Below are 23,187 nucleotides of genomic sequence, written 5' to 3'. Positions count from 1 at the left end.
CGTGCGTGCGGGTACGCCGGTCGCGCTGGCGCTGGTCCTCGCGCTGGCGGGCTGCGGCGGGGCCGGCGACCCCGCTCCCGAGCAGCGGTCCGGCCAGCAGTCCGGCGAGGGTCCGTCCGGCGGCCCCCGGGAGGCCCCGACCGTCGTCGAGCCGACGGACGCCCTGCTCGACTGGGCCGACACGGGCCACGCGGCCGGGACGCCGTACGTCCGCGGACCGGAGTGGACGGCGATGACGGAGCAGGGCGGGGGCAGGGTCGTCCTCGCCGGTGACGACGGGGAGGTCAGCATCAGCGCGGGCGCCGGTCGCACGATCTCCACCTTCGTGATGAGCGAGGACTGGGCGGTCGTCGTGCGGCAGGACGAGGCGGAGAGGGAGCCGAGCATCGCGGAGGTGGTCGACCTCGCGACCGGCGAGACGAGCACGCTCGCCGGCCCGCCACCGGCCAGCGGGGGCTCGTGGGCCCTCACCGGGGGCGACCTCTACTACCCGACGTACGGCGACGGGCGGGCGTACTGCCTCGCCACCGGCGCCCTCGCGGACCGCAACGGCGAGGACGGGTGGTGCGCGCCGAGGCGCAGCGGGTTCTCCGGCCTCTCCGCGAGCGACCTCGGCGTCGGCATCATGACGTTCGACGACGCCCGGCCCGTGGCCTGCCGCACGGCCAACCTCCTCGACGGCAGCGGGGTGCCGCAGCCCGTCGAGGGGCCGACCGCGTGCCTCGCATGGGACGTCGCGGCGGCGTACGACGGCTACGTCTGGTCCGAGGTGCCTGAAGCGAAGCGGCAGGAGGAGGCCCACTTCTACGCCTCGGCCCGCGGCGGCTTCCTGGACCTCGGCCCGGGCACGACCGGCAGCCTGACGCCCTGCGGTGACTCGGTGTTCTTCGTCCGCGACCCCCAGTCGTCCGGTGAGCCCGCCCGCCTCATGCGCTGGACGGCCGGGCACACCCTCGAGGTCGCGTACGAGTCCGCCTCCGTCGGCAACGCCTTCCTCGGCGAGCCGGCCTGCGCCGCCGGCGTGCTCACGCTCTCGTCCTTCGGCGAGCAGGGCGACGAGCAGGTGTGGGCTAGCGTCGGGGAGTGAGCTTCACCGGATTCCCCGTCGCCGCGCTGGACTTCTACGACGACCTCGAGATGGACAACACCAAGTCCTTCTGGGAAGGCCACCGACAGGTCTACAAGGAGTCGGTCGAGTCGCCGATGAAGGCGTTGATGGCCGAGCTCGAGCCGGAGTTCGGCAGCGCGAAGGTGTTCCGTCCCTACCGCGACGTGCGGTTCGCGAAGGACAAGACGCCGTACAAGACGCACCAGGGCGCGTTCGTCGCCGCCGGCCCGGCCACGGGGTGGTACTTCGAGATCTCCCCGCGCGGCACCCGCGTCGGGAGCGGCTTCTACGACGCCGACGGCAGGCGCCTCGCCGCGATCCGCGAGGCAATGGCCGCGGACACGACGGGCAAGGCGCTCGACCGGCTGCTCAGGAAACTCGAGAAGGAGGGCTTCGAGGTCGGCGGGGAGCAGCTCAAGACCTCGCCGCGCGGCTACGGCGCCGACCACCCGCGCATCCACCTGCTGCGGCACAAGCAGCTGTTCGTCGGCCGGTCGTACGGCTTCGAGTCCGACGCGATCGGCGCCGGGCTCGTCGACCGGGTGCGCGAGGACTGGCGCTCGCTCAGGCCGTTGGTGACGTGGCTGCGAGCGGTGCCCGTCGACTGAGGGTCAGAGTTCCCGTCGGCGTCGGGTCGCGTTCACGCCGACGACGCCCCGCCGGTCGAGGCTGGGCGCCATGGCCAAGCGACTGTTCCTGCTCCACGTCGGTCCCGAGACGGTCGACCTGTCCGCGATGACCGAGGTCCTCGAGCTCGGGGGTGTCACGGTGCCCGACGTCGACGCGGACGTCCTCGCGCACGCGGAGGTCGAGATCCTGCGCACCCACAAGGCCCGCGGCCTGCGGCGCAAGGAGGTCGAGGGCGCGTGGGCACGGGTCTGCCGCCGGGCGTGGAAGGCGCGCTCGGACTGCTTCGTGAGCATGCCGGGCTTCGTCGGAGCGACGCCCGAGCAGGCGGCGCTCGCCCTGGACGGGCTCGCCGACTTCACGGTCGTCCTCGTCGTGACGAGCGGCTTCACCGCCGCGCCACCGGTGGCTTGGACGGCCCTGGTGAAGGACGAGCGGATCCACCTGCTGCCCGCGCACCTCGCCGACGACCAGCTCGCGGCCCAGGTCGCTCGGATCGCGCTGATGGAGGAGGAGGCGCGCCTCGACAGGCGGCTCGCCAAGGTCGGGAAGCGGCGGCGGAAGGTGGGGCGGCGGCTGGCCGCCTGAGGGGGCGGCTGGAGTCACCGGATGTCCGGTGACTCTCCTGCTTCGAGATAGAGATCTCGACCCCGGAGCACGTAGCTCGGGTGCAGAGCTCCGCGAGCGTCAGTGGGGCTGCCAGGCGTCGTCGTCCTCGGTGAGGGCGGCGATGCTCTTCGGGAGCCTGCTGTCGGCGAGGTCCTGGATGGTGACCTGCTCGAAGACGCCGCGCAGCGAGCTGCGCGCCGCGATCCAGACGTGCTGCAGGACCTGGGCCGAGTCGTCGTACTCGACCGCCTCGGGGCGCAGGCCGTAGACCGAGACGAGCGGGCCGTCGACGGCCCGGATCACGTCGGCGACGGTGACCGTCTCGGGCTTGCGGGCGAACCGCCACCCGCCCGACTGCCCACGCTGGGACACCACGACGTCGGCGCGGCGGAGGTCGGCGAGGATGGCCTGGAGGAAACCGTGCGGGATCCCCTGGGCCTTGCCGAGCTGCTCCGCGCTGACGGCAGCCCCGTCCGCGCGCACCGCGATCTCGATCAGGGCCCGGAGGGCGTAGTCGGCTTTGGCGGAGACGCGCATGAGTGCAGTTTGTCAGATATGTCGGCAGAGACACTGCTCTTGGCGTGCCACCCGTGCGCACGCGTACGCCGTCGCGCCCGGGGTGGGAGCGACGGCGTACGCCGGGGGTGCGGGTGGAGGTCAGGCGGTGGCCGTCTCCAGCTCGGGCTCGTCGCGGCGCAGCACCTTGGACAGGCGCTCCTGCTTGACGGCCCAGACGATGCCGGAGATCCAGAGCACGAAGATCGCGGCGGCCGCGACGGCGATGCCGACACCCGGGACGCCGACGGCCTCGAGGAGGGTCTTGGAGTTGGTCAGGATGATCAGGCCACCAGCGGCCACACCGAGGACGCGGGCGGCGAGGTGCTTGACGAGCCAGGCCGCGATCGGGGCGGCGATCACGCCACCGGCCAGCAGCGCGCCGGCGTAGCCCCAGTTGATCCCGGCGGAGCCGAGCCCGAAGAGGAAGCCGAGCGAGGCGCCGACGGCGACGACGAACTCGGAGGTGTCGATCGAGCCGACGACCTTGCGGGGCTCGAGGCGACCGCTCGAGAGCAGCGAGGTCGTGCCGACGGGGCCCCAGCCACCGCCACCGACGGCGTCGAGCGTGCCGGCGACGAGGCCCATCGGAGCGAGGAAGGCGGCCGACGGGTGGCCCTTGAAGGTCGGGCGCTCGCCGCCGAGGCGGAGGAAGCGGTAGACGACGTAGAAACCGAGGCTGAGCAGGATCACGGCGACGACCGGCTTGGCGACCGCGGCGTCCATGTTGGACAGCAGGGTCGCGCCGAGGAAGGCGCCGACGAAGCCGGGAACCGCGAGGATCGAGACGGTGCGCCAGTCGACGTTGCCGAACTTGTGGTGCGAGGCGCCGGAGACGAGCGACGTGCCAAGCTCGGAGAAGTGGACGGCGGCCGAGGCGGCGGCCGGCGCGACACCGGCGGCCAGCAACAGGGTCGAGGACGTGACGCCATAGGCCATGCCCAGGGATCCGTCGATGAGCTGGGCGATGAGGCCCACGACACCGAGAACGATGAGCTTGCGCATTGCGGGGGTCCTTCCGGGTTCCTGTCCGACGGCCGCACGGCTCGATGTCGTGCGACTGCGGTATGTCGGGTGAAAGACTAGACATACTTTCGGTGATAGACAAAACCGACACACTGGACGGCGTGCCCGATCACCTCGCGGGGCGGTTGTGACCCGCGAGATACGGCGTTCGTGTTGCGTGCGCGCCGAACGCGAGGCATCCTTTAGTTACCGGTGAGTAGAACTACTCAGTAGCCCTCACCCCCGAGACCGCCCCGCACACGGAACAGGTGGAAGCTGTGAGCCACTACAAGACCAACCTCCGCGACATCGAGTTCAACCTCTTCGAGGTGCTCGGCCGGGACGAGGTGCTCGGCACCGGCCCGTTCGGCGAGATCGACGCCGACAGCGCCCGCGAGATCCTCCGCGAGGTCGAGCGGCTCTCCCGCGAGGACCTCGCCGCGTCCTACGAGGACAGCGACCGCAACCCGCCGGTCTTCGACCCCGCGACCCACACCGCCCCGGTCCCCGAGTCGTTCAAGACGAGCTACCAGGCTTGGATGGACTCCGAGTTCTGGCGGCTGCAGGTCCTCGAGGAGATGGGCGGCACCCCGGCCCCGTCGTCGCTGATCTGGGCGCTGGGCGAGATGGTGCTCGGCGCCAACGCCCCCGTGTGGATGTACGCCGCCGGTCCCGCCTTCGCCAACATCGTGCACCGCAACGGCAACGACCGCGACAAGACCGTCGCGCAGCACATGGTCGACCGGCAGTGGGGCTGCACCATGGTGCTGACCGAGCCCGACGCCGGTTCCGACGTGGGCGCGGGCCGCGCCAAGGCCACGCCCAACGACGACGGCTCGTGGAACATCACGGGCGTCAAGCGCTTCATCACCAGCGCCACCCACGACATGAGCGAGAACATCATGCACCTCGTCCTCGCGCGCCCCGAGGGCGTCGAGGGCGCCGGTGGCCCCGGCACCAAGGGCCTCTCGCTCTTCTGGATGCCCGAGCACCACTTCGACCACGAGACCGGCGAGCTGACCGGCGAGCGCAACGGCGTCTACGTCACCAACGTCGAGCACAAGATGGGCATCAAGGTCTCCAACACCTGCGAGGTCACCTTCGGCGACCCCCAGGTCGGCGGCGGCGAGCCCGCGAGGGGCTGGCTCCTCGGCGAGGTCCACGACGGCATCGCCCAGATGTTCCAGGTCATCGAGAACGCCCGCATGATGGTCGGCACCAAGGCCATCGCGACGCTCTCGACCGGCTACCTCAACGCGCTCGAGTTCGCCAAGGAGCGCGTCCAGGGCGCCGACCTCACCCAGGCCGCCGACAAGACCGCCCCCCGCGTGACGATCACGCACCACCCCGACGTACGCCGCTCGCTGATGACGCAGAAGGCGTTCGCCGAGGCCATGCGCGCGCTCGTTCTCTACACCGCCACCTGGCAGGACCAGGTCATGGTGTCCGAGCACGACGGCACCGCCGACTCCGACGAGGCCCGTCTCGCCGCCGCGGTCAACGACCTGCTGCTCCCGATCGTCAAGGGCTACGGCTCCGAGCGCTCGTGGGTGCTGCTGGGCACCGAGTCGCTGCAGACCTTCGGCGGCTCCGGCTTCCTGCAGGAGTACCCCATCGAGCAGTACGTCCGCGACGCCAAGATCGACACCCTCTACGAGGGCACGACCGCGATCCAGGGCCAGGACTTCTTCTTCCGCAAGATCGTCAAGGACCAGGGTCGGGCGCTCGGCCACCTCGCGAAGCAGATCGAGGGCTTCATCGCCTCCGAGGCCGGCAACGGTCGCCTCAAGAACGAGCGGGCCCTGCTCGCCACCGCGCTCGAGGACGCCAACGCGATCGTCGGCCACATGATCAACGACCTCATGTCCTCGGCCGAGGACCAGCGCAACATCTACAAGGTCGGCCTCAACACCTCGCGCCTGCTGATGGTGCTCGGCGACGTCGTCTGCGCGTGGCTGCTGCTGCGCCAGGCCGAGGTGGCACTGGGCAAGCTCGGCGGCGAGGTCTCCGGCAAGGACAAGGCGTTCTACGAGGGCAAGGTCCTCGCCGCGCAGTTCTTCGCCCAGACCAACCTCCCGAGGATCAGCTCCGAGCGCGCCATCGCCGAGGGCATCACCCTCGACCTGATGGACCTCGACGAGAGCGCCTTCTGAGGCGTTGCCCTTGGCGCTCCACCATGGGATGTCGGTGAGTGGGCACTTCCCCAGGTCAATCGACCGAGGGAAGTGCCCATTCGTCTGCATCCCATGGTGGAGCAGCAGCGGCGCGATGACAGGTGTCACGGGGAGGTCGTGACACTTCGGTGAGGGCCGCGCCCCCGCGGGCGGCCACGCTGGGGGCATGACCACACCAGCCATCCACGCGACCGGGCTGCGCAAGGCGTTCCGGTCCTCCGACGGCACCGACGTCGTCGCGGTCGACGACGTCGACCTCACCATCGCGCCGGGCGAGATCGTCGCGTTCCTCGGCCCCAACGGCGCGGGCAAGACCACCACCGTCGACATGCTGCTCGGGCTCACCAGCCCGGACACCGGCACGATCGAGGTCTACGGCACCTCCCCCGCCGAGGCCGTACGCCTGGGCCGCGTGTCCGCGGTGATGCAGACCGGCGGCCTGCTCAACGACTTCACGGTCGAGGAGACGGTGCGCGCGATCGCCGCGCTGCACGGGCGTACGGACCGGGTGCGCACGGTGCTCGACCGCGCCCGCCTCGGCGACATCGCCGGACGCCGGGTGGAGGCGTGCTCGGGCGGAGAGCAGCAGCGGCTGAAGTTCGCCCTCGCGCTCGTCCCCGATCCCGACCTCGTCATCCTCGACGAGCCGACCACCGGCATGGACGTCGGCGCGCGCCAGGAGTTCTGGCAGACGATGCGCGACGACGCGGCCCACGGCCGGACGATCGTGTTCGCGACGCACTACCTCGCCGAGGCCGACGAGTTCGCCGAGCGGACCGTCCTGATGAACCACGGCCGGATCGTCCACGACGCCGCGACCACCGACGTGCGCGCGGCGTACGGCGGTCGCACCGTCACCTTCCGCCCGCCCGCCTCCGCCGAGGGCGCCGACGGCATCGACCCCGCCTGGCTCGCGCAGGTGCGCCGCGCGCTCGAGCCCCTGGGCGTCACCGACGTCGAGGTCTCGGCCGCCAGCCTGGAGGCCGCGTTCCTCGCGCTCACCGCGGAGAACCCGGAGATCCCGGAGAACCCGGACAAGCCGGGCACCGTCGACCTGATCGGAGCAGCACGATGACCGCCGCCTCCCTCCCCCTCGACACCACCGCCGCGGCGGCCCGCACGGCGCCGAGGCCGGACATGCTGACCTACGCCCGGCTCGACCTGCGCCGCCAGCTGCGCGACCGGATGGCCATGTTCTTCATCGTCGGCCTGCCGACCTTCATGTACCTCGTGTTCGGCCTCGGGTCCGACGACCGGGTCGGCAGCGGCAACGTCGCGATGTACATCATGATCTCGATGGCCTGCTACGGCGCGGTGACGGCGACCACGGGCATCGCCGGCAGCGCGGCCACCGAGCAGGTGATGGGGTGGGGTCGCCAGCTCGGCCTCACCCCGATGCGACCGCTGGCGTTCGTGGTGGCCAAGGCGGGCCTGGCGATGGTGGTCGCCGCCATGCCGGTGAGCCTGATCTTCGCGATCGGCGCGGCCACAGGGGCGCGCGGTGCATGGACCGACTGGGCGCTGGGCGCGGGCATCGTGTGGCTCGGGTCGGCGCTGTTCGCCATCTACGGCCTCGCGGTGAGCCTCGTCTTCCGTGGCGCGAACGCGGCCGGCATCGCCTCGGGGTTCATCGTGATCATGGCCTTCCTCGGCGGGCTGTTCACGCCGATGAGCGGCATCATGCTCGACATCGGCCGGTTCACCCCGCTCTACGGCTACGCCTCGCTCGCCCACTTCCCGCTCACGTCGGGCTACCTCCCGACCGGCGAGCAGGACCCGCTGTGGCTCCCGGTCGCTAACGTGCTCGCGTGGACCGTGATCTTCTCCCTGCTGGCGATGTGGGGCGTACGCCGCAGCCGGGCGCGGACGTGAGCGACCCGGCGCTGCCCGCCAACCCCTGGGAGAGGTGGGGGTGGGCGTTCGCGTCCATCTGGCTCTTCTTCCTGGCGTTCCCCATCTCCGCCACCGTCGACGCCGACGCGCCGGTGGCGGCCAAGGTGGGGACGCTGGTGTGCATCGCCGGCTTCGCGGTCGCCAACGTGCTCGGCTACTCCCACCGCCACAGCACCTGGGTGAGCCTGGCCGCCATGATCGCGCTCGCCCTCGCGACCATGCCGGTGATCGGCATCGGCGTCATCTCCTTCACGCCCTACCTCGCGATCCTCTCGGCGCTCGAGCTGCCCGCCCCGGCCTGGAAGTGGGCGGCCGGCCTGTGGGCGGCCGTGCCGACGCTGTCGCTGCTCGACATCGACGGCTACCCCACCTACTTCTTCCTCATGCTCTGGCCCGTCGTCCTCGGCGGGGTGATGCTGCGCCTCTTCGGCGAGCGCGAGCAGGTGGCGTACGCCGCGCGCAGCGAGTTCGCCCTCGTGTCGGAGCGCGAGCGGGTGGCCCGCGACGTGCACGACGTGCTGGGCCACTCGCTGACCGCGCTGTCGGTCAAGGCCGAGCTCGCCGCGCGGCTCATCGACATCGACCCCGAGCGGGCCAAGGAGGAGCTCGCCTCCATCCAGGCGACCGCACGACAGGCGCTCGCAGAGGTGCGCTCCACCGTCGGCGGCCTGCGCGCCGGCAACCTCGAGGCCGAGCTGGCCGCCGCGCCGCGGGTGCTCGCCGACGCAGGCATCTCGACGACGGTGGTCGGCGACCTCGCCGACACCGACCCGCGCCACCGCGCGCTCCTGGCCTGGGTGCTGCGCGAGTCCGTCACCAACGTGGTGCGGCACGCCGGGGCGCGGGCCGTGACCATCGAGCTCGGGCCGCACGGCATCACCGTCAGCGACGACGGCACGGGGTGCTCCGGGGCCGAGGGCAACGGGCTGCGCGGCATGCGCGAGCGCGTGTCGGGTGCCGGCGGCACGATCACGGTCCGCGCGGACGCTCCGGGCACCCGGGTGGAGGTGGGGCTTCCGTGATCCGGCTGCTGCTCGCCGACGACCAGGCCCTCGTGCGCGGCGCGCTCGCGGCGCTGCTCGACCTGGAAACCGACCTCGAGGTCGTCGCCCAGGTCGGTCGTGGGGACGAGGTCGTGGAGGCGGCGCGCGCCTCGGACGCCGAGGTCTGCCTGCTCGACATCGAGATGCCCGGCCTCACCGGGATCGACGCCGCGGAGGCACTGCGGCGCGAGCTGCCGGGGGTGCGCTCCCTGATCGTCACGACCTTCGGTCGACCCGGCTACGTCCGCCGCGCCATCGAGGCGGGCGCCTCCGGCTTCGTCGTGAAGGACACGCCGGCCAGGCAGCTCGCCGACGCCGTGCGCCGGGTCCACTCCGGCCTGCGGGTGATCGACCCCGACCTCGCGGCCGAGTCGCTGATCGACGGCCCGAGCCCGCTCACCGGGCGCGAGCGCGAGCTGCTGACGTACGCCCTCGACGGCTCGCCGGTCGCGTCGATCGCGGCGCGCGTGCACCTCTCGGAGGGCACGGTCCGCAACCACCTGTCGGCGGCCATCGGCAAGACCGGCGCGACGACCCGCAGCGAGGCGGCGCGGATCGCCCATGAGCGCGGCTGGCTCTGAGCGCAGCGGCTCAGTCGGCGACCACGAGGTAGCGTACGTCGACGGTGAACGACGCGACGTCGACCGAGTCGGTGCCGCTCGTCCCGAAGTCCCAGACGGCCGCCGGGGCGCGGTGGGGCACGTTGTAGGCGGCCACCAGCCCCTCTCCCCACGCGGGGCCCTCGACCCACGCCGACTCACCCGACGTGCCGTGCACGGTCGAGGTGGTCGTGCCGGGGACCGAGAGCGTGCCGGTGTCGGGCCCACCCGCCGTCGTCGGTGCGCCGACGAACGACACCCGGACCGCGCCGAGGCCGCGGACGCCCGCCGCCTCGGGCACCTCCAGCATGTGCCGGGAGGTCGCCGCGTCGGAGCGGTCGGGGTCGGCCGGCACGCATGCGGCGGGCCGGTAGCTCAGGCCGCCCTCGAACAGCGCGCTCGGCACGACCTGTCCGCACGGGTGGTCCTCGCCGCACCCGTTGGCGGTCGTGTAGGCGCACACGCCGACCCGGGACTCGCTCGGGGTCACCGTGGTCGTGGTCTCCTTCCAGACCAGCTGGTCACCGGACACCCACACCTCCAGGGGCGCGGACATGCCGGTGTTGCCGGCCTTGTCGCGGCCGGTGACCACGGCGGTGTAGCTGCCCCTGGGGAGCGGCCTTCCTCCACGCTTCGCCGCCCAGGCCACGGTCCTGCCGTAGCCGTACCGGTAGCCGCCGCCGGTGAGCAGCAGCTCGTCGACGTCGGCGTCGCGCACGACCTTGCCGACGGCGTTGCTGATGACCAGGCGGAGGGACTCGAGGCGCTTCTCCCCGCTGTACGCGGTCAGCTCGACGGCGTCGGCGACCTCGGTCGACCGGGGGAAGACCCGGGCCCGCGCCCCTCGCTCGCCATGGACGGGTGAGGACAGCTCCGCTGTGAAGGACGTGTCCGCCTTGACGCGGTCCCCCGCAACCCCGGAGCCGTCGGGGAGCGCCAGGGTCACGCGGTAGAGGCCTTCGCCGATGCGGTTGCCCTGCTCGTTGCGGCCGTCCCACGTCCACCTGTAGGTGCCCTTGACCTTCCAGCCGAGGTCGACCTTCCGCACCACCCGGCCCTTGCCGCGGCCGGCGCGGGAGACCTCGAGGCGGACCCTCGTCGGCTCGGGCACGGTGTAGCGCACCCGCACGCTGTCCTGCACGCCGTCACCGTTGGGCGAGAACACCGAGGGCACGCTCAGGCCGTAGCTCGGCCGGGCCTCGGAGGGGCTCGTCGTGACGACGACGGGGATGGCTGCCACGGCGAGCGCGAGCACCACCTGGGCGAGACGACGTACCACTGCTGCTCCTGTCGGGCGTGCGGCACCGACGGCCCCGCTGGACACGGAGACGCGCGCCGGGTCCGAAAGGTTGCCACGCCGGACCTCAGAGGTCGCGCCGCTCCTCGACGTGCGTCGTGCGGGAGCGCTGGTTGTTCATCACGAGGCTCAGCACGAGGGCCAGCACGCCCGCGATCACGAGGATCCAGCCGACCGTGCCGGGGTCGACGACCTCCTGGACGGACGCGGGGAACTCCTTGATGGCGAACAGCAGGATCAGGCCGATGACGAGCAGCAGGATGCCGATGCCGATACCCATGACGTCTCCTTCGTGAGGTGGTCCGTTCGGGGCAGCGTAGGGCCGTCCGACGCGCGGACGGCGCAACCCGACCCCCGCAGGGGTGGGTTGCGCCGTCCCGGTCGAGGTCCAGCGAGGGTGTCAGGACACCCGGCCGACCTTGAGCTTCACCGACCTCGAGGTCGATGCGGCGGTCGCGGTCACCCTCACCGCGAGCTTCGTGCCCTTCATCGACGGGACGACCTTGAGCTTCGACCTCGTGGCCTTCTTGACCTTCGTGCTCCCGGCGAACCACTGGAACGTGTAGGAGACCGCGGTGGTGGAGCGGAACAGCGTGTCGAGACCCGTCACCTTGACCGTCCTGCCCACCCGGGGCTTGCCCGAGGTGTCCACGCCCCGCAGGACCGCGGCGAGGCCGGCGGGGACGTCGACGGTGGGCGCGGTCGTCGCCGGAGGTGTCGTCGGCAGGCCCGTCGCGGGGGTCGTCGAGGTAGCCGGCGGGGCGATCACCGGCGCGCCCGCAACGGGTGCGGTCGAGGCGGACATCGCGTTCCCGTACGCGTGGTCCTCCACGCCTCCCGCGGTCACCAGGACCGAGATCGACTTGCCGACGTCGGCCGCCGTCGGGACGTAGGTGGACTCGTAGTGCCCCATGAGCGGGACCCCGTCGATGAACCACTCGAAGAAGTACTGCGTCGGCTGCGGGTTCCAGGTGCCGGTCGACGCGGTCAGCGTCGAGCCCACCACCGGCGAGCCCGAGATCGTGGGCTGGATGGTGTTGGTCACCGTCAGACCGACCTCGTCGTCGTGCTCGCCCGCGACCAGCGCGGCGTCGATGCCCTCGACCTCGGTGTTCGGACCCACCTCCACGGCGGTCGCCTTGCCGCGGAAGGCGGTGTCGTCCCACCACTCCACGATCGGCTCGCCGTTGCTGAAGTCGTTGAAGACGAACCGGTAGGTGCCGGTCTGGAGACCGTCGAGGAGGTAGGTCCCGTCCTCGGACGTCCGCGTGGTCGCCACGACGTGCCACTGCGTGCCGATCTTGCGGGCAGCGCCGACGACGACGCCCTCGAGGCCGGTGTCGTCGGCGCCGACGACGCGGCCGGACACCTCGGAGTCGAGCCCGAGCTCGGCGTCGATCCCCTCTCGGCCCGCGGCCGGCACGACCAGGTCGGTGCCGGACTCCAGGCTGGCCCTGTCGGCCCACCACTCGGTGGCGTGGTCGGTCTGCTGGCCGCCCATGGAGTAGGAGTCGCCGAACTGGATGCGGTAGATGCCCGGGGCGAGCGTGCCGATGTCGTAGGCGCCGTTCGCGTCGGTCTGGGCACCGCCGATCTGCTGGTGGTACTCGAAGCCGCTCTCGGTCGTCATGTGGCGGAAGGCGTACACGGTCGTGAAGCCGACGGGAGCCCCTCCCGGCCCGGTCAGGCGTCCGGTGACGTGGGCAGCGGGGGCCAGCTCCGCGTCGGCGACCTTCTCGTCGCCGGCGCCCACGGTCACGACGTCCGCGTCGTCCCGGTCGTAGGCGTCGTCCCAGTACTCGGTCAGGTGGTCGCCGCTCTGGAAGTCGCTGAACTGCACGAGGTAGTCGCCCGCAGGGAGGTCCTTGGAGTACCTTCCCTCGCCGTCGGCCCGCGCCCATCCGTCCTGGAACCAGGTGAACTCACGGGTGGCGGGGTCGAGGACGTAGAAGGTGACCTGGGCGAAGGGGATCGCAGCGCCCCCGGGGCCGGTGACGGCCCCTTCGATCGAGCCGACGGCCGCGGCCTCCGCGGCTGGCGCGGCACCGAGGACGCCGGCGGCCAGCGTGGTGGCGAGGAGCGCGACGGCAGGCCGACGCAGACGTGCGTGCATGGAGGATCCCCACTTCGAGAGACACGGTGCCGCTGGTCGGCCCGGTCGGTGCCCCGGACGCTAGGCCGTTCGCCTCGTCGGCGTGGTCGAACGGCTGAACCTTGACCGGGCCTTGCCCCTGCGCCCCGCCCTGAGGGTGAGCCCTAGGCTGCACACCATGCCGGAGGAGCAGAACGACGCCGCACGCCTTTCAGCCCTCGTCGCGATCTGGTGGGAGGCGGTCGACTCCTTCACCCGCGTCCTCGAGCACGTCGGACCCGACCAGTGGTCGACGCCCACCGACCTGCCCGGGTGGGACGTGCGTGCCGTGGCCGCCCACACCGCGCACCTCGAGGCGCTGCTGGCCGGACGCCCCCACGACGACGTGGAGGTCGGCGTCGTGCCGCACGCCCGCGGGGCGATGGGCCAGTTCACCGAGCAGGGCGTGGTCGCACGACGGGAGGCGCCGCCGGACGACCTGATCACCGAGATCCGCGAGTCCACGACCGCCCGGCACACCCAGCTGCTCGCGGACCCGCCGACCGACCCGGACGCGCCCGCGCCCGGTGCCTTCGGCGCGATCGGCTGGACCACCGGTCTGCTCCTGCGCAACCGGCCGCTGGACGTCTGGATGCACGAGCAGGACGTACGCCGTGCGCTGGGCACGCCGGGCAACCTCGACTCGGCACCCGCGATCCACACGGCCGACTACCTGATGGAGAGCCTGCCCTTCATCGTGGGCAAACGCGCCCAGGCCCCCGTCGGCAGCGTCGTCCGGCTCGAGGTCGCCGGCCACGCACCGGTCACCGCGGTGGTCGGCGACGACGGCCGCGGCCGGCGCGGGACCGCCGGGGACGGCGATCCCACCGTGACCCTCGCGATGCGTCGCGAGACCTTCGTCCTGCTCGCCGGCGGCCGGCGCGCACCCGCAGCGGCGGGCGAGGTCCGGGTGAGCGGCGACGCCGCCCTCGGCGAACGCGTCGTCTCGTCGATGGGCGTCACCCCATGAGCGGGGCCACCTGGACGACGGCCGACATCCCCGACCTGACCGGCCGGACCGCGCTCGTCACCGGACCGACGGTCGGCGGCCTCGGCTTCCACACCGCGCTCGAGCTGGCCCGCCACGGTGCCCGCGTCGCCCTGGCCGGGCGTACCTCCGCCAAGCTCGACGCCGCAGCCGGGGCCATCACGGACGAGGTGCCCGGCGCCCTGCTCGAGCACGTCGTCGTGGACCTCGCCGACCTGGCGTCCGTGCGAGCCGCCGCCGACGACGCCGCCCGGCTCGGGCCGATCGACCTGCTGGTCAACAACGCGGGGATCATGGCGAGCCCCCACCGGCGCACGGCCGACGGGCTGGAGTCGCAGATGGCGACCAACCACTTCGGCCCGTTCCTGCTCACCGGCCTGCTCCTCGACCAGGTCGTCGCGTCCGGGGACGGCCGCATCGTGAACCTCTCCTCCCTGGCCCACCGCCTGGCGCACTCGGCACCGCTGGGCGACCCGCGCGCGCGTCGGCGCTACAGCCGGTGGCGGGTCTACGGGCAGTCCAAGCTCGCCAACCTGCTCTTCACCTTCGAGCTCGACCGGCGGCTCCGACGTGCCGGGCTGCCGGTGACGGCGCTGGCGGCGCACCCCGGCTTCGCCGGCACCCACCTCGTGGTGAACGGCCAGCTCGGCACCACCCAGGGGCGGATCTCCTCGATCCTGGACGCGGCCGTCCGCGCGGTGTCGCAGTCGGCCGAGGCCGGGGCCTGGCCCACGCTGATGGCGGCGACCGCCGACCTGCCGGGCGGCACGTACGTCGGCCCGGGCGGTCCGGGCCAGGCGAGCGGCCCGCCGCGCATCGTCGACACGACCCCGCTCGCCCGCGACGAGGTCGCCCAGCGGCGCCTGTGGGAGCTGAGCGAGGCGACCGTCGGCCTCCGCTGGCCCTAGGCCCGCCCCGGTCGTCAGCCGCGGTCACGCACCCGGACCAGGCCGGCGAGGGTGCCGGCCCAGGCCGTGCCGCCGGCGCCGATCAGCACCTGCGAGCCGTCGTTCCCGGCCAGCAGCCCGGTGCCCGTGCGTACGCTCCACCTGCTCCGGCCCGTCGTCGCGTCGATGGCGGTGAGGTACCACGCGCTCACCCCGGTCAGGGACGGCCGCTTGGTCCACGCGTAGACCAGGCCGTTGGGCCGGCTCGCGACGACCCCGCCGCTCGGCGACACCGCGTCGCTGGTCCAGCTCACGACACACCCGCCGTCGACGAGGTCGACGCGCGCGATGCCGGCCTGCGTGGTGAACCCGAGGAGCGCGCTGCGCGGCGAGGCGTACCCCTTGTTGTTGGTGACCACCACGCCGGACCCGACGACGGCGAGGTCGCTGGCGGTGGCGCCGTCGCCCTTATCGAAGACGGACTGCCGGCACAGCACGCGACCGTCGTCGCGGGCGAGGAAGGCCACGCCGAGCCGGTCCTCGACCTCGTCGGTGATCGCGACCGCGCCACCCGGCAGCAGGACCGGGGCGGACCCGCTGGCGCCGGCGTACTCGCTGCGCCACACGGGCTGCGGGGTGCCGTCGACGCCGACGGCCAGGCGGTGCAGGGCGGTGTCGGTGACGACGTACGCTCCGCCCTCGTCGGTGGCGATGCCGCGCCGGACCTCCTCGCCGAGGTCGATCACCCCCACCTGCTCGGTGGCGGGGTCGAGCGTGCCGGTCAGCCCGGCGGCCGAGGCCCACCAGATGCGTCCCGAGAAGTCGGGCGCGAGGGCGACGACGCAGTCGCCGTAGGGGACGTACGGCCTGAGGTCCCACGTGGCGTCGACGCCGAGGGACTGCTTCCCGTCCTCGACCGTGCCGACGGCGAGGACCACCCGGTCGCCGGCGGCCACGACCAGGCGGTCGGCTGCGTCGAGGTAGCTGTCGCCGGTGCAGGCCGACCCGTCGGGTCGCTCGGGGAGCTCCTGCGTCGCGGTCGGGCGCAGCGAGTCCGGGTCGACCAGTCGCACGACCTGCCCGGACCGCGAGGTGCACAGCGCGACGAGGGAGCCCGACGAGGCCAGCGCGAGCCGGCCGCAGTGCTGCAGGCCGAACCAGCCGGTGTCGACCTCGGGCTGGCGCCCGAGTGGTCCGGGGCGGTCGACCGGGTCGCCGACCGCGCGGTGGGGGTTCTGCGGCAGCGTGCTCGCCGCGAGCTCGTGCGGGTTCGCCGGGCGACCGACGTACGCGGGTCCGGCCCACACGCCCGGTGCCGGCGGGATCGGGAGCCAGCCGTCGGGCACCACCAGCACGGCGGCGGCCAGGACGGCGACGGCTCCCGCCGCCCAGGCCGCGACGCGGCGACTGACGTGGACCCGGTCCTGGACCCACCAGCGCACGCGGGGGACGCAGAGGAGGCCCGCCGCGACGAGCAGGACGACCGGCCCCCAGGCAACCCAGGCCAGCACGAGCGCACCGAGCAGCCAGACCACCGGGCGACTCTAGGTGAGCCCTCGCCCGCCTCGTCGGAGGCACATCGGGGCGCACCCGATGCGTGCGTCACACGTCTCGGTCAGCTGCTCAGTCGGGCACCGGCGCGGTGAGCGTGAGGTCGGCGAAGACGCCGTGCCCTTCGCCACCGCGCAGGAAGACGCGCGAGCGTCGCGGCCGCGGCACCAGCGAGACCGGGGCGGCGTTGATCGGGATGGCGTCGCGGTCGCCGCCCCCCACCTGCGGGCGGGCGACCAGCGACCCCGTGAACTGCTCCAGCGACTGGATGCGCCCGGTGAGATCGACCGTGTGACTGTCCCGTTCGCGCTTCATCTCCGGACCCCTTCCGTCCCCCTCGCGGTCCCCCACGGACCGCACGGCCGAGGCTAGGAGACGGCTCGGGCCGACGTCCTTTACTAATGGAAGCCTGCGGCAAGTCTTCGGGGGACGGTCCAGACCAGGTCCTCGTGTCACATCCGGGCCCGCGGCGTGACCTTCGCCGCCGGCCGGGACCGCGCGACGACGTCGGCGGCACCGTCCAGCGTGGCCCGGACGCGTACGGACACCCGCGCGCCGAGGAGGGTGCGCGTCACGAACAGGCGCGGACCGTCGGCGCGCCGGATGCGCCTGCCGTCGGCGCGCCACTCGTACGTCAGCACGACCGCGGACGGCGACCAACCCCCGGGACGGGCGCGGAGCACGCGGCCCACCACGGGCGTACCGGCGATGCGCGGCCTCGCGGTGTTGCTGATCGCAGGGGCCGGCTGGGCGGGCGCGACGGTGGACGTCGTCGTCGGAGTGGGGGTGCTGGGCGAGGCCACGGGTCCGGTCGTCGGCGAGGGAGACGTCGAGGGAGACGGCGACGGGGACGGCGTGGGCTCGGGAGTGGGCGTCACGTCCTTCGACGCCAGGTCCGCCCAGTAGAGGCCGGTCTCCCCGCCGGGCAGGACCTCCACGTCCCACGCCGCGGTGAGGGCGGGGGCGTCGTACCAGAACTCCCCCACCAGCAGTCCCGCCTCGTCCTCGAACCCGACGCGGTAGTCACCGGGGGCGAGGCCGTCGAGGACGTAGTCGCCGTCCTCGTCGACGCCGGTCTCGTCGAGCGCGGTCCATCCTCCGTCGGCCGGGCCGTAGACCGTGACCCGGATGCCGTCGATCGGGACGAGGTCGTCCTCGCCCGTGACCCTGCCGGCGATGGACCCGTCGGCCGGTGCGAGCGTGGCGCTGAGCGTCGTCGTGCCTCCGGCACGCACCTCGACGTCCTCGGCGGACGCCACGTCGGGACTGTCGAGGTGGAACTCGGGGACGTGGCGGTCGGAGTCGTCGACGTAGCCGACGCGGTAGGTGCCTGCGGGGAGGTCGGGCACCCCCCACCGGCCCGAGGCGTCGGTGCCGACCGTGACCACCTCGGTCCACGCGGACGTGATGGTGCTCCGCTCGAAGAGCGTGACGTCGACGTCGGCGAGGGGCTCGTCGGCCCACCCGGTGACGGCGCCGCCGAGCGCGCCGCCCGGCACCGGGGCCATCTCGGCGTCGATGCCGGTCACCGTCGACCCACCCCGGGGGATCTCCAGGGGCGTGGCGGTCGCCGCTGAGACCCGGTCCCGCCACCACCGGTCGTCGAGGTCGCCCGACGGGTCGGTGAAGCTGATCCGGTAGGTGCCGGGATAGCCGACGTAGGCCCGGTAGGAGCCGTCCGCGGCTGTCGTCACGGACGCTGCCCTCCACCACCCGTCGTCGCCCACCCGCAGCTCCGCGGTGACGACCATCCCGGCCGCAGCGGTGCCGGACGCGACGACGCGGCCGCTGATCGTCGAGGTGCCGGGCTGCCTGGCGAGGGCGATGTCGACGCCGCCGGCGGACCCTCCCTCCGGGACCGTCACCGAGGCGGCGGCGTCCACGTCCGGGACGTCCGGGTGGAAGGCGTACCCGTGCGTGTCGTAGCCCGGGCCGACCGCGAGCACCCGGTAGGTGCCCCAGACACCCTTCAGCTCGTAGCGGCCGCGGGCGTCCGTACCCGTCGTGGAGCGGGTGCCCTGCCAGTCACCGTCCCGCAGCTCGTAGAGGGTGATCGCGGCGTACGCCACGGGGTCGCCGGTCAGGGCGTCGGTCACCGTGCCGCGCAGGATGCCCGGCTGCTCCAGGACGGAGTCGATGCCGGCGTCGTCCTCGCCCGACACCACCGCGACGGGTCGGGCCAGCGTGCGCGTCGGCGCGTCCGGCCAGTACTCGGCGCCCATGCCGACCTGATGGCCGTCGAAGAGGACGACGTAGTCGTCGGTGGTCAGCCGACCGACCTCGTAGCGTCCCTCGGCATCCGTCTCGGTCTCGACGTAGCGGGTCGCCTGGTCGGTGTCGGTCACGGTGACCTCGACGCCGGCGAGCGGCCGGCCGTCCGCGTCCGAGACGGTGCCCCGCACCCGCCCCTCGCGGAGGAGGTCGACGTCCTTCCCGGTGACGTCCTGGCCCTCGGCGAGGACGATGTCGGCCGCGTTCTCGAGCAGGTCGGCCGAGGGGTGGAAGGTCTCGACCCACGGCTCGCCCGGGTTGCTCACCATCACGCGGTAGGTGCCGGGGCCCAGGTCGTCGAAGACGTAGTCGGCGGTCCCGAACGGCACGTGGCCGCCGATCCGCACGGCCCGCCAGGACGGGCCGTCCTGCTGGTAGAGGTAGACGTAGGGGTTGGGCAGCCCGACGCCGGCGGCGCGGACCGTGCCCGAGATCGAGCCACCCCCCGCTGCCGCCGAGGACGGCAGCACGACCGCGGTGACGCCCGCCAGCGCCAGGGCGAGCGCGACGGACGCGACGCTCGCGCGAACGATGAGGTTCCGGATCCCAGCCATGGTGCCCCCGTGTGCCTCGCCCCGTCCGAGGTGTGCCGGGGAGATCGGCCAAGGATGCACCTGCGTGCGCGCTCCGTCCACGGCCCCACGGGTGAGCCCACCGCACCGCGCCGGTACGCACGAGAGCCGGGCCCCGGTGCGGATCCCCCGATCCCACACCGACACCCGGCTCCTGCCCGGTCCGACGATCCCCTGTGTCGCCGGCCCTGCGTGCTGCTAGGCCTGCGCCCCCACGGCGGACCCCACGTCCGCCTGCGCACGCGGCCTCGGCACCGACGGACGCGCCACGTCGGCGCGTGCGTCGTAGCCCGGCTCCCCCACGGAACCGATGCGGATCATCGGGTGCTCCCCGACGTGCCGTTCGTGCTCATCCCTGCTCCCCTGTGTCGAGTGCTCACGAAGAAGAGGATGCTCGGGTCGCCGTCCTGATACATCCGTGTTTCTACGGAGGTCCAGACCAGTTGTCCGACGGGATCAGGCGACCTTGCCGACCTTCAGCGTGACGGCCTTGCTGCTTCCGCCCGCGGTGACCTTCACCTTCACCTTCAGCACCGTGCCGCGCATGGCCCTGGTGACCTTGAGGCTGGGCCTGGTGGCCTTCCTGATCGCGGTGCTGCCGGCGTACCACTGGAACCGGTAGCCGACCTTCGTCCGCAGCTGCGCGACGAGCCCCGTGACCCTGACCGTCCTGCCCACGGCCGGCTTGCCGCTCACCCGCAGGTCCTCCGCGACGCCGCCGAGCTGCGATGCCAGGTCCGGCGCGGGGGTGGTGGTCGGGGTGCTGGTCTGGGTCGGAGTCGGGATCGGCGCGGGCACCGGGGTGGGCACCGGGGTGGGCACCGGGGTGGGCGTGGGGGTCGGCGTCGGGTCGGGGGTGGGCACGTCCACCGTGCCGTCCTTGCCCGTCAGCGCCGCATCAGGGCCCACCACGACGTCGGTCGCCGTCTGCAGGGAGGAACCGCCGAGCCAGCCGATGACCTGACCGTCGTGACGAAGCGCCAGCCGGTACGTGCCCGACATGAGGTAGGTGATCTCGTACCTTCCCCCCTCGTCGGTCCAGCCGCCCCAGTCCCGCTTGCGCCACTCGGCGAGGTGCGGGACCCAGAGGTACGGAAGGACCTCGATCTCCTCGACCGGGCTCGCGTCCGGGCGTCGCACGGTTCCCCGGATGGTCGAGCCCTTCTCCATCACCGTCGCCAGCCCGACGAGGGCCTGCGCCTCGCCCAGCTCGACCACGGTCGACTCGGCCTCGTGCTGCTGGTTGTCCCACCACTCAGGGATGAACGGGCTCGACCCGTTGAAGGCGGAGTACTGCAGCCGGTAGCGGCCCGGGCGGAGCCCCGTCAGGGAGTACTGTCCGGAGGCGTTGGTCGTCTGCTGGGAGTACTGGAGGCTGATGAACTCCCAGGTCTGCTGGGACTCGTTCCACCTCCGGGGCGAGACGTACGCGCCCAGGACCGGCGCCCCGGTCGACGAGGTCACCACGCCCGAGACACTGGCCGGTCGTACGACGACGACGTCCTTGCCACCCACGCTCGCTTCCGGCCCCACCACCACGTCCGCGGCGGACTGCGGGGTTGCACCACTGGGCCAGTACTCCTCGAGGTACTTGTTGGTCTCGTGCCGGAAGCCGACGCGGTAGGTGCCGGCCGCCAGACGACCGATGTCGTAGGTGCCGTTCGAGCTCGTCCGCGTCGAGGCGACCGTGGTCCAGTACCCGTAGGTCGGGTCCTTCTGGTACGCGGAGACGGCAAGCCCCTCGACGGGCAGGCCCGAGCTGTCCAGCGCGCGACCGGTGATGTGCGACGCGGCGACGAGGTGGGCGTCGCGGTTGAGCAACCGCTGCCCCCGCTCCAGCTGGATCGGGGTGGCTGCCTCACGGGTCGCCACGTCGTCCCAGTACTCCGCGGCCAGGCTGCCGTTCATCGTGTCACGGAAGCCCACGCGGTAGCTGTCGGTGTCGAGACCGCGCAGCTCGTAGGTCCCGTCCGGGCCCGTCGTGGCCATGGCCATGCTTCGCCACCACCCGGGTCCCATGCTCGTGTCCCAGACGTAGGCCTGGACCTCGATGCCGGGAGCGGGCACGCCGCTCGTCTTGGTGACGGTGCCGGCGATGAGGCCCGCCGGAGCCAGCCCGGCGTCGACGTCCGGTGTCGTCTCCCCGTCCGCCACCGTCACGTCCCGGGCGACGTCCACGAACTTCTCGTTGTCGAAGAACTCCGGGAAGTGACGTCGCGAGTGGTCGGTGAACCCGACGCGGTAGGTGCCCGGCTGCAGGTTCTCGATCGCGTACAGGCCATCGGCGTCGGTCTGGTCACCGGCGATGGTCTGCCACGCCCCCGACGTCCAGCGGTAGGCGGCCACCTGGATCCCCTCGAGGGACGAGCCGCCGTCGGCTACCACGGTTCCCGAGATGCCGCCAGTGGCGGCGGCGTGCACCTGGGTGGACACGAGCGCCGCCGGGATGGTGACCGAGAGCCCGACGACTCCAGCAAGGACAGGACGAACCAGCGTGCGCACCGACAACCCCCACGAAGGCAGCCCCCACGGCTGCGTCAGGGGAGACCTTACGACCGATGCGACCTCGGCGTGCAGGAAAGACGAAAGCCCCCGGATGTCCGGGGGCCTTCGTGCGACGTACGGGCGAGCGTCACGCAGCCTTGGCGCGCGCCTCGCTCTCGAGCTTGCGGCCGAGCAGGCGACGGGTGCGGCGGTCGCCGGTGGCCATCTTGTAGAGGACGGCGAGCTGCTGGGGGGCGTTCTTGCGGTTGGTCGTGGCGAGCCAGCCGTTGGGCAGCGAGAGGCGGATGACCTTGTGCCAGGCCGAGGCGACCTGCTGCGGCATCGGGCGCGCGCAGTAGGTGAGGTCGTACTTCTCGAAGAGGGCCTGCACCTTGGGCGCGATCTCGGCGTAGCGGTTCGACGGCAGGTCGGGGAAGAGGTGGTGCTCGATCTGGTGCGACAGGTTGCCGGTCATGATGTGGAGGGCCTTGGAGCCGGAGATGTTGGCGCTGCCGAGCATCTGGCGCACGTACCACTCGCCCTTGGTCTCACCCTCGATCGAGCGCTTCTCGAAGGTCTCGACGCCCTCGGGGAAGTGTCCGCAGAGGATGACGGAGTTGGACCAGAGGTTGCGCACGACGTTGGCGGTGAAGTTCGCCGCGAGGGTCGGCAGGAACGAGCCGGTCGGGATCGACAGGGCCGGGTGGACGACGTAGTCCTTGGTGGCCTGCTTGCGGATCTTGGTGAGGACCTGCTTGGCGCGGCGGCGGAACTCCGGCTCCTTGGTCTGCTTCTTGGCGATGACGGCACCGAGCTCGAGGTCGTAGGCCGCGATGCCGTACTCGAAGAAGACGGCGTTGACGAAGCAGAAGATCGGCTGCGCGAGCGAGGCCGGCGTCCAGGGCTGGTCCTCGTCGACGCGCATGATGCCGTAGCCGAGGTCGTTGTCCTTGCCGATCACGTTGGTGTAGGTGTGGTGCAGCTCGTTGTGGCTGTGCTTCCACTGCTCGGCGGGCGAGGCCATGTCCCACTCCCAGGTGCTGGAGTGGATCTTGGGGTCGCGCATCCAGTCCCACTGGCCGTGGAGGATGTTGTGGCCGATCTCCATGTTGTCGAGGATCTTGGACACGCTCAGGCCGAGGGTGCCGAGGACCCAGGCCGGCGGGAAGGCGCTGAAGAGCAGCACCGCGCGGGAGCCGAGCTCGAGCTTGCGCTGCACGTCGATGACCCGGCGGATGTACGCCGCGTCGCCGGCGCCGCGGGTGTCGAGGACCTCCTGGCGGATGGCGTCGAGCTCGATGCCGAGCTGCTCGATGTCGGCCTCGGTGAGGTGCGCGATCGGGTTGGACTGGCCGAGCACGGCCTTCTTCTGGATGGTCGTCATGTCGCTCTC

Annotated in this window: 20 protein-coding genes; 10 read left to right on the top strand and 10 right to left on the bottom strand. The window is 72.4% G+C overall.

Features of this window, described 5'->3' with window-relative positions:
- Position 1: 1 nt before the first annotated feature.
- The 3 genes from F4692_RS08395 (at position 2) to F4692_RS08385 (ending at position 2,323) form a co-directional block, all read left to right on the top strand.
- Entirely contained in the window at positions 2-1,087 is a 1,086-nt protein-coding gene (locus F4692_RS08395) for a hypothetical protein (protein WP_179619237.1), read from the top strand.
- A complete protein-coding gene (locus F4692_RS08390; RefSeq protein WP_179619236.1) occupies positions 1,084-1,716 on the top strand; it encodes a DUF2461 domain-containing protein in 633 nt (210 codons plus the stop codon). The genes F4692_RS08395 and F4692_RS08390 overlap by 4 nt, the downstream gene beginning before the upstream one ends.
- Before the next feature lie 70 nt (positions 1,717-1,786).
- Positions 1,787-2,323: a hypothetical protein gene (locus F4692_RS08385; RefSeq protein ID WP_179619235.1), complete on the top strand. Its 537-nt coding sequence runs from the start codon at positions 1,787-1,789 to the stop codon at positions 2,321-2,323.
- A 99-nt stretch (positions 2,324-2,422) separates the two neighbouring features.
- Here F4692_RS08385 and F4692_RS08380 read toward each other — a convergent pair whose 3' ends face one another.
- Both F4692_RS08380 and F4692_RS08375 read right to left on the bottom strand, forming a co-directional pair.
- A complete protein-coding gene (locus tag F4692_RS08380; RefSeq protein WP_179619234.1) occupies positions 2,423-2,881 on the bottom strand; it encodes an RrF2 family transcriptional regulator in 459 nt (152 codons plus the stop codon).
- A 120-nt stretch (positions 2,882-3,001) separates the two neighbouring features.
- Positions 3,002-3,904, bottom strand: coding sequence for a sulfite exporter TauE/SafE family protein (locus F4692_RS08375; RefSeq protein WP_179619233.1), 903 nt, complete (start codon positions 3,902-3,904; stop codon positions 3,002-3,004).
- Positions 3,905-4,182: 278 nt separating this feature from the next.
- Between F4692_RS08375 and F4692_RS08370 the strand changes: the two genes are divergently transcribed.
- From F4692_RS08370 to F4692_RS08350, 5 genes are all read left to right on the top strand, one after another.
- Positions 4,183-6,057, top strand: coding sequence for an acyl-CoA dehydrogenase (locus F4692_RS08370; RefSeq protein WP_179619232.1), 1,875 nt, complete (start codon positions 4,183-4,185; stop codon positions 6,055-6,057).
- A 187-nt stretch (positions 6,058-6,244) separates the two neighbouring features.
- Entirely contained in the window at positions 6,245-7,153 is a 909-nt protein-coding gene (locus tag F4692_RS08365; protein ID WP_179619231.1) for an ABC transporter ATP-binding protein, read from the top strand.
- Positions 7,150-7,950, top strand: coding sequence for an ABC transporter permease (locus tag F4692_RS08360; protein ID WP_257029735.1), 801 nt, complete (start codon positions 7,150-7,152; stop codon positions 7,948-7,950). Before F4692_RS08365 ends, F4692_RS08360 begins: the two co-directional genes overlap by 4 nt.
- Positions 7,947-8,993 carry a sensor histidine kinase gene (locus tag F4692_RS21105; protein WP_179619230.1) on the top strand — a complete coding sequence of 349 codons (1,047 nt, stop codon included), beginning with the start codon at positions 7,947-7,949 and terminating at the stop codon, positions 8,991-8,993. The genes F4692_RS08360 and F4692_RS21105 overlap by 4 nt, the downstream gene beginning before the upstream one ends.
- Positions 8,990-9,595, top strand: coding sequence for a response regulator transcription factor (locus F4692_RS08350; protein ID WP_179619229.1), 606 nt, complete (start codon positions 8,990-8,992; stop codon positions 9,593-9,595). The genes F4692_RS21105 and F4692_RS08350 overlap by 4 nt, the downstream gene beginning before the upstream one ends.
- A gap of 10 nt (positions 9,596-9,605) precedes the next feature.
- Here the strand turns inward: F4692_RS08350 and F4692_RS08345 are convergent, their stop codons facing one another.
- From F4692_RS08345 to F4692_RS08335, 3 genes are all read right to left on the bottom strand, one after another.
- On the bottom strand, positions 9,606-10,892 hold the full coding sequence (locus F4692_RS08345) for a FlgD immunoglobulin-like domain containing protein (protein ID WP_179619228.1): 1,287 nt from the start codon (positions 10,890-10,892) through the stop codon (positions 9,606-9,608).
- An 85-nt stretch (positions 10,893-10,977) separates the two neighbouring features.
- Positions 10,978-11,190, bottom strand: a complete 213-nt coding sequence (locus tag F4692_RS08340) for a DUF6458 family protein (RefSeq protein WP_179619227.1) — start codon at positions 11,188-11,190, stop codon at positions 10,978-10,980.
- A 120-nt stretch (positions 11,191-11,310) separates the two neighbouring features.
- A complete protein-coding gene (locus F4692_RS08335) occupies positions 11,311-13,023 on the bottom strand; it encodes a hypothetical protein (RefSeq protein WP_179619226.1) in 1,713 nt (570 codons plus the stop codon).
- Positions 13,024-13,180: 157 nt separating this feature from the next.
- On the opposite strand from F4692_RS08335, the gene F4692_RS08330 reads away from it, so the two are divergent.
- A complete protein-coding gene (locus F4692_RS08330) occupies positions 13,181-14,011 on the top strand; it encodes a maleylpyruvate isomerase family mycothiol-dependent enzyme (RefSeq protein ID WP_179619225.1) in 831 nt (276 codons plus the stop codon).
- Positions 14,008-14,937: an oxidoreductase gene (locus F4692_RS08325; protein ID WP_179619224.1), complete on the top strand. Its 930-nt coding sequence runs from the start codon at positions 14,008-14,010 to the stop codon at positions 14,935-14,937. The genes F4692_RS08330 and F4692_RS08325 overlap by 4 nt, the downstream gene beginning before the upstream one ends.
- 14 nt (positions 14,938-14,951) lie before the next feature.
- On the opposite strand, the gene F4692_RS08320 is transcribed toward F4692_RS08325, so the two are convergent.
- From F4692_RS08320 to F4692_RS08300, 5 genes are all read right to left on the bottom strand, one after another.
- Positions 14,952-16,451, bottom strand: coding sequence for a hypothetical protein (locus tag F4692_RS08320; RefSeq protein ID WP_179619223.1), 1,500 nt, complete (start codon positions 16,449-16,451; stop codon positions 14,952-14,954).
- 88 nt (positions 16,452-16,539) lie between these two features.
- Positions 16,540-16,782 carry a hypothetical protein gene (locus F4692_RS08315; RefSeq protein ID WP_179619222.1) on the bottom strand — a complete coding sequence of 81 codons (243 nt, stop codon included), beginning with the start codon at positions 16,780-16,782 and terminating at the stop codon, positions 16,540-16,542.
- A 137-nt stretch (positions 16,783-16,919) separates the two neighbouring features.
- On the bottom strand, positions 16,920-19,292 hold the full coding sequence (locus F4692_RS08310) for an MSCRAMM family protein (RefSeq protein ID WP_179619221.1): 2,373 nt from the start codon (positions 19,290-19,292) through the stop codon (positions 16,920-16,922).
- Between the two features lie 474 nt (positions 19,293-19,766).
- Positions 19,767-21,812: an MSCRAMM family protein gene (locus F4692_RS08305; protein WP_179619220.1), complete on the bottom strand. Its 2,046-nt coding sequence runs from the start codon at positions 21,810-21,812 to the stop codon at positions 19,767-19,769.
- A 130-nt stretch (positions 21,813-21,942) separates the two neighbouring features.
- Positions 21,943-23,178: a fatty acid desaturase family protein gene (locus F4692_RS08300; RefSeq protein ID WP_179619219.1), complete on the bottom strand. Its 1,236-nt coding sequence runs from the start codon at positions 23,176-23,178 to the stop codon at positions 21,943-21,945.
- Positions 23,179-23,187: the final 9 nt, after the last annotated feature.

The organism is Nocardioides cavernae, from assembly GCF_013410035.1.
Classification (GTDB): Bacteria; Actinomycetota; Actinomycetes; order Propionibacteriales; family Nocardioidaceae; genus Nocardioides; species Nocardioides cavernae_A.
The sequence above is the reverse complement of the archived record's forward strand: the minus strand, read 5'-3'. Positions and strand labels throughout refer to the sequence as shown.